We start from the raw sequence: 7,041 nt of genomic DNA, 5'->3' as shown, positions 1-7,041 counted from the left end.
TATATGAAGCAAAAGGAAGTTTTGCCAGGAAGATGGGTACAAGAAAGAAAATTAGATTTTTATAATCAATTTAGACAATATCAAGGAACTGCGTATCACCAATATACAGCTCCTCTATAAGATGACAAATAAAACTGTTTATTTTCTCTTTGTTATAGACCATAAGCTCTTTTTTACAGACATGGTACATACAAATCGATTTGATTTAATATCTAGTAAACTAAGCGAAAGAATATGCTTTTTTTTATAAAAGGTTAAAATTTCTGAATTTTCACTTTTATTTTACTTTCTGTCATGATATGATGTATCAAATCCTTATATATGCCACGATTTGATACATTTCGCGAGCGAGAGGGAAAGGGAGGACTATACGTATGAAACAGTATAAAATCATAAGTGCAACAGCTTTAGCAGCAATGTTAGTAACCAGCTCATCTACATTCGTATATGCTGCGGAAAAAGAAACAACTCCGCAACAAGTACAAGCAGTCCATGTATTTTCATCGAACTTTATTGAACAAACGCAAAGTCTAGATGCTATTCCTATGAACAATCTAGATAAAGCGGTACAAGCAGCTTTGTTAGGTCCTGAAATAAAAAAATTAAAAGTATTTGACCATGAATTCAATGTAAAGCCAGCTTATATTTCTAAAAAGGACAATCAAACTGTCGTGAATGGCCAAATTTCGCATCATTTGAGTTATCGTCTAGATGATCAAGTTTATTATCGATTTGTAAAAGAAAATGGAGAAATCAAAAATTTAGAAATTAAAATTGATCGTGGGGGCTGGACGAAAATAACTGCACCTATCGGTGCAATTATTGCTCAATATTTTGGTGTTCCCATTACGCCAGATCTTTTATCACAAATTGGCCAACAATTAGGAGCCCTAGCAGATGGAAAATGGGAATACGCTTCTGAAGCGATTGTTGCCGCAATTGGTTTATATGTAGAATAAAGGGTACATATAATGTGCAGCACACTTGCTTTCTTCACTTCTATGATATGTAACAATTTTGATATTGTACTTTTAAACAGAATAACAAAAAGTGATATTAAGTCCATAAAATAGACACAGATAAATTTAATTATGCAGCCTTCAAACCGTACGTACGTTCTTTTTCTGTCGGAGATAAATAACCATTCGCTGAATGAATTCTTTTACGATTATAGAAAATTTCAATGTATTCCCAGATATCTTGCTGTGCTTGGACACGTGTTGCGTATTGTTGCTGGTAAATACGTTCTTTTTTCAAGACACCGTGGAATGATTCAATACAAGCGTTATCATAACAATTCCCTTTTCTACTCATGCTACATTGCATTCCATACTGTTGTAATTGTTTTTGATAATCATGAGAAGCATATTGACTTCCTCGATCAGAATGATACAAGACGGAACCTTCCGGTTTTTGACGAAAATAAGTTTGTTGTAAAGCCTTCAATACTAATTTTTTGTCATCGTACAATCAGCATGCCAACCCACAATTTTTCTAGAATACAAGTCCATCAGACTTGCTACATATAACCATCCTTCTTTCGTCGATACATAGGTAATATCGGCTACCCAAACTTGATTTGGTTTTTTTACCTTGAATTGACGATTTAGCACATTGTCCTGTACCGGATAAGAATGTTTGGAATTTGTAGCAGCTTTATATTTTTTTACAGTTCATGATTGTAATCTCTGTTCTTTCATGATTCTGGCCACTGTTTTTTGTGAAATTTGCTTTCCTTTTTGACTTAAGACAGACGTTACTTTCAAACTCCCATATAAACAACACGATTCTAGAAAAATGCGGTGGATTTCTTTGGTTATTTGTTCTCGCTGTATTTGCCTGGGGCTTTTGGTGTGATGTTTCCATTTGTAATATCCGCTTCGGGATACATGTAGAACTTAGCACATCTTCTCCACTCGGTATGTGAAGCGGTATTGATGGATAAATTTAAATTTTACCGATGGTCTTTCGCAAAGAAGTGCATCGCCTTTTTTAAGAAATCTCGAATACGTCGCTTCATTTCATTTGTTTTTTTGTCCTCAGAACGAAACGTTCGGTGCTGTATCACCTTGGGATCTTGTTTATATTTCTTTCCCCAACCGTGCAGGGTATTCACTGAAATTCCTAATTCTCAGGCAACTTGAGCTACAGCTTTACCCGTTTGGAAAACATGTTTTACACTTTGACGTTTAAATTCTTCTTCATATTTTTTTTATTTTCCCCATGTAGACACCGTTATGAAGTGACCTTTGTCAATAGTTCGTTCACCCATAATATGTTTTTTTTGATGGTATACATAAACTTCAGAAATAAGGTTTATCGACAGTTAACCAATCCACTCTGTTATTCGTGGATTGGTTAACTCAGGTTAATGGTCCGTCGTTAGGCTCTTATCATCTCGTTACGTGGTTCACATCTTTTCACATTTTAATGAATAGCTTATAAATGATAGTTTAAATATACGCAGTAATACTTGAATAAGCATGTACATTTTCAATAAGTTTCTACATACTGACCTTGAGATGGTTAGTGTGTAGAAACTAGATATTCCAACGGAATTTGAAATTAAGAGTCTTACAGACTTATCTAATTTAAAAAATTTAATGGAGAACTTAAAAATGAAAATAAATAAAAATCAACTAGCGAGGGAATTGAATGTTGATCGACGTACCATCAATAAATATATGAATGGCTTTATACCAAAGAGAACAAAAAATAAAGCATTCAAAATCGATGCCTATTATGAAATAATTGTAGACCTTTTATCAGATGAATCTAAACAAACCTTCTACTATATGCGGGTTCTATGGCAGTATCTAACGGATAATCATGGTTTGCAATGTTCCCAGTCTAATTTTCGTGCCTATATCAATAAGAAACCTGAATTCAAAAAATATTTTAAGGATGGTAAACGCATTGCTTCAAACTCACCAGGAAAGGTTCGCTATGAAACACCTCCCGGTGAACAAACACAATTAGATTGGAAAGAAAGTATAAAATTTGAAACTAAAGATGGTGAAACTGTATTTGTAAACGTAGCTGTACTTCTGTTATCTTATTCACGATTTAGGTTTTTTCATTTGAATATTTCAAAATCTCAAAGTGTATTATTGTCATTTATGACAGAGGCATTTGAAGCGTTTGGTGGCGTACTGAAGATGATTGTTACAGATAATATGAAAACTGTAATGGATGAGACTCGAACAGAACCTTTTTCAGGAACAATTAATAATAAGTTTTCACAATTTGCCCAGGATTTCGGGTTTAAGAACCTGTCTAAAATCTTTTTAATAAAATCGCCACCCCTGCCAATAAGCAACTCTGTCTACTATTTTCAAGTGTTCGTTCACAGTTCTTCCACAGCCTTCGATAATTTTCCAACCAAGCAAAAGTTCGCTCCACAATCCAGCATTTTGGTAACAAGGCCAACTTGTGAAGTTCAGTGCGTTTGATGATTTCAACCGAACAATCAATCGCCTCTTTTATCGATTGTGCAAATGATGGGCCAGTGTATCCACCATCACAAAGAATATTTGTCACTTTATCCAATGTTTCAGTATGGCGTTTGCACATTTGGATAGCGCCCTTTCGGTCCGTTATATTCGCAGTTGTGACTTCTATAGCATGAATAAGCCCATTGGTGTCTACAGCGATATGTCGTTTGATTCCTGACACTTTCTTTCCAGCATCATAGCCTTTTTCACCAGCTATCCATGTGTTTTTCACGCTTTGTGCATCTACGATGCAGAAACTGGTCTGCTTTTCACGCCCATCTTGCTCACGATAGGTTTCGACCAATTTTTTTATGCACTTTTTCGAGAAGACTTGTGCCATTCTCGTCTACTTTCCGCCAAATTTGATAGTAGGCATACACGGTTTTCCAATGTGGAAAATCACTCGATAGGTTGCGCCATTGGCATCCTGTTGTAAGTAGGTACAGTACGCCGCAGAATGCTTCGTACAAATCGACTGTACGAGGACGCATTTTTTTACGTGCGTTTTCTAAATCTTTACGAATCAGTTCAAACTGTTCACGAGATATATTACTTGTACCATTCTGTATCATAGGAAACATCCTTTTTTGTCTATATTATAGCAAAGATTTTAGACAGGCTCTTATCTTTTTTCTTCCTTGGTTTGTTACGCTTATGCTCTTCGCAGTAACGTCCTTTATTTATCTTGTGATGGCATCCATTGAAGTCACAGTATTTTATATTGCAATACTTCTTTCATATAAAATTTCTGCATAATAAACATACTAAGATTAGTAGTGCAGACCAAGGCATTGGTTCGCAATACTATTTTTTTATATAGTAGAAGTGAAGGAAGGGTCGTGGGTGCTTTGGGATCTTGAATCCGTAAAATAAACTGACCTTCTTCACTTACCTTATTTGAATCAGTTTTTAGTATGTTGGTCCTCGAGATCGTGTATAAGAAATGAGAATCGATAAGTGTAAGTTGAAGACTTCAAATTCACCTAAGGAGGAACTTTATGAAACACGTAATTGCGTTTGACATCAGTATGGGTAAAAGTTACATGGTAATTTATAATGCACAGAAACAATGTGTATTTGAAAATGAAATCAAGCATTCTAAACCCGAATTCGAAAAGCTACAAGAAAAAATTCATAAACTTACAGATAAAACTGGTGAATTACCTGAAATTGTGTTCGAATCAACAGGTATCTATTCTAGGCAGCTAGAACGATTTATGCAAGGTAAACAGTATACGTATTGTTTATTAAACCCATTAGAAGTCAAACTACAATGTGATTCCTTACGGATTCATAAGACCGACCGAAGTGACGCACATCGATTAGCTCTCACTCACTTCACAGTTACCCGAAGGGTATCTAATGGAACTATCAACTCATTCCATCAGCTAAAATCTCTTTCTAGATGGTATAGCGAATTGGACAGTGAATTATCGATAATTCGTGGCCGTATGCACAAAGTAATTCAATTAACTTTTCCTGAATTGGAAAGAATGTTTACCAGTAAATCTGATTTACTTTTAAATTTTGTTCAGCTATTCCCTCACCCAGATTGTGTTTTAAGTCTTTCAAAAACAATTATAAAAAATCGTATTCGTGCCAACACCAATAAAAAAATATCAAATATTACAGCGGAGAAAAAAGCGATTCAGATAATTGAAATAGCGAAAACTTCCTATCCAGCTGTTTCTCAGAACGATGTTCTGTGTAATCAACTCAAATTATATGCAAGGCGTTATCAAGAACTTCTTTATCAAAAAGAATGCTGTATTAACAAGATGGTATATATAGCCGAGCAACGTGCAGAATACGGTATCATTCTTAGTCTTCCTGGTATTGGCCCAAATACTGCAGTACGCTTGATGGCTGAAATAGGAGATATTACTCGTTTTAACAATAACAAGCAACTCAATGCATTTGCAGGTATTGATATACGCCGTTTTCAATCAGGTAAAACCTTTTATAAAGATAAAATTAACAAACGTGGAAATAAACATTTGCGGAAGCCCCTTTTCCTCATCATCCAGAACATGATTAAACAACGACGTTACGGACAAAATCACATTGTTGAGTATTACGATAAATTAAAAACGCAACCCTATAACAAATGTCATAAGGTTGCGTCCATTGCATGTGTAAATAAGTTCTTGAAACTTCTCTTTCACCTTATTACACATGATATACACTATGATTATCGGTTAACGGCCTAATATCATAGTTTCATTCATCATATCTCACCCCTAGTAAAAAACGAGTATATATTAGGGGTCTTTGGTATGCATGATAATAAGTACATGTTTATTCTGATATTCACTCCAGTAAAAACCTAAAAATACTGGTTGACTAATCGTATGAAAAGCACCCATGGGGATGCTTTTCAAGTTTATATTCTTTCATAAATCAATTTCATTTTTGCAAATAGATGATTCTATTTTGATAGTGATGGTAACCTATCTTCATATACGATGTCGGCAGCACGTTTATTTCGATAATTAGATTTGATATCTAAAATCTCAACATCTACCTGTACATATTCTCTATTTTTTTCAATTACCGGTGATATATTTGTAACCTTATAAGTTCTATTTCTTGGTAAAAGTAATTCCATTTCCCCAGAAAACTGGCTTAAAGGGTCTACATATATAGCTGGCACACCTTTTGGAACATGGATCTTCATCAAAATAGGTCTGTAACTAAATCCCTCTTTTGGATCTTTAACAATACTCGTACTTATATACGCTGGGTCTTTTTTATATTTTCCTTGAAACATATTTTTAAAGCCTTCAAATATTTCCATATTTATCTTTGAAGTACTATTAACTATATCATCCTCTTTTAAATCCAGTTTCACTAATTCATTTTCTGATAAGCCAAATGCCGATGCACCTACACGACGGTAAACTACAATATCATTATATAATGGTGCTTTAGAAAAAGCTCGATCTATCAGTTTAATACTCTTCTCTATTTTTTCTTGATCTAGAATATCATAATAATCTGAACGAAGATATCCGTTAATCCTGCTATAATCCATCGCAGTATAACCCCGTATCGCATCTTTTTCTACTTGTGGAGTCAATTTATTCCACAAGTTAAATAGTTCATTCCCCCATGCTTTTGCTTCTGATTTACATTCTGATTTAAAATCCAATGGTGCTGTCGCATGACACTGTGGACCCGCAGTAGTCTCTGCCGAAGTGCTCATTGGTATCGTAAATGAAGATAACAGACTTGCACCTATTATACCTGCATATACAATTTTCTTATGTTTCAACATCATTTATAACCTCCCCTAGTTGCTAGATTGCTTTATTTACTAGATTATCACTATCCCCTATCCATTACTATGTATTTCCTTACATAATCCTTAGAACCTGTTTAAAATCTTTTTAATAAAATCGCTACACTTGCCAATAAGCAACTCTGTCTGCTATTTTCAAGTGTTCGTTCACAGTTCTTCCACAGTCTGTGGTAATTTTCCAACCAAGCAAAAGTTCGTTCCACAATCCAGCGTTTAGGTAACACGACAAACTTGTGAAGTTCAGAT

The 7,041-nt window shown here is 34.7% G+C and carries 5 protein-coding genes and 3 pseudogenes; 3 read left to right on the top strand and 5 right to left on the bottom strand.

The features are described from left to right. Positions 1-374: 374 nt before the first annotated feature. Positions 375-959: a methyltransferase gene (locus tag ACQRBL_RS29935; RefSeq protein WP_206768782.1), complete on the top strand. Its 585-nt coding sequence runs from the start codon at positions 375-377 to the stop codon at positions 957-959. A gap of 130 nt (positions 960-1,089) precedes the next feature. Here the strand turns inward: ACQRBL_RS29935 and ACQRBL_RS29930 are convergent. Next, positions 1,090-2,212: pseudogene (locus ACQRBL_RS29930) on the bottom strand (IS3 family transposase); the annotation flags it as partial. A 334-nt stretch (positions 2,213-2,546) separates the two neighbouring features. On the opposite strand from ACQRBL_RS29930, the pseudogene istA reads away from it, so the two are divergent. Next, positions 2,547-3,269: pseudogene (istA, locus tag ACQRBL_RS29925) on the top strand (IS21 family transposase); the annotation flags it as partial. Between the two features lie 7 nt (positions 3,270-3,276). Here istA and ACQRBL_RS29920 read toward each other — a convergent pair. After that, a protein-coding gene (locus ACQRBL_RS29920; RefSeq protein WP_372584505.1) for an IS5 family transposase occupies positions 3,277-4,066 on the bottom strand; the annotation gives its coding sequence in 2 pieces (ribosomal slippage) (positions 3,277-3,780 and positions 3,782-4,066; 789 coding nt in all). A 49-nt stretch (positions 4,067-4,115) separates the two neighbouring features. After that, positions 4,116-4,214, bottom strand: a pseudogene (locus tag ACQRBL_RS29915) (HNH endonuclease); the annotation flags it as partial. A gap of 278 nt (positions 4,215-4,492) precedes the next feature. Here ACQRBL_RS29915 and ACQRBL_RS29910 point away from each other — a divergent pair. Beyond that, a complete protein-coding gene (locus tag ACQRBL_RS29910) occupies positions 4,493-5,704 on the top strand; it encodes an IS110 family transposase (protein ID WP_411996682.1) in 1,212 nt (403 codons plus the stop codon). Between the two features lie 218 nt (positions 5,705-5,922). Here ACQRBL_RS29910 and ACQRBL_RS29905 read toward each other — a convergent pair whose 3' ends face one another. Beyond that, complete coding sequence (locus ACQRBL_RS29905) at positions 5,923-6,774, bottom strand: ADP-ribosyltransferase (RefSeq protein ID WP_411996683.1); 852 nt, start codon at positions 6,772-6,774, stop codon at positions 5,923-5,925. Positions 6,775-6,872: 98 nt separating this feature from the next. Continuing rightward, positions 6,873-7,041: transposase (locus ACQRBL_RS29900; RefSeq protein ID WP_427736190.1), on the bottom strand; the 169-nt coding region annotated here is incomplete at its 5' end.

This window comes from Bacillus sp. AF62 (assembly GCF_050312695.1).
GTDB classification, from domain to species: Bacteria; Bacillota; Bacilli; order Bacillales; family Bacillaceae_G; genus Bacillus_A; species Bacillus_A cereus.
The sequence above is the reverse complement of the archived record's forward strand: the minus strand, read 5'-3'. Positions and strand labels throughout refer to the sequence as shown.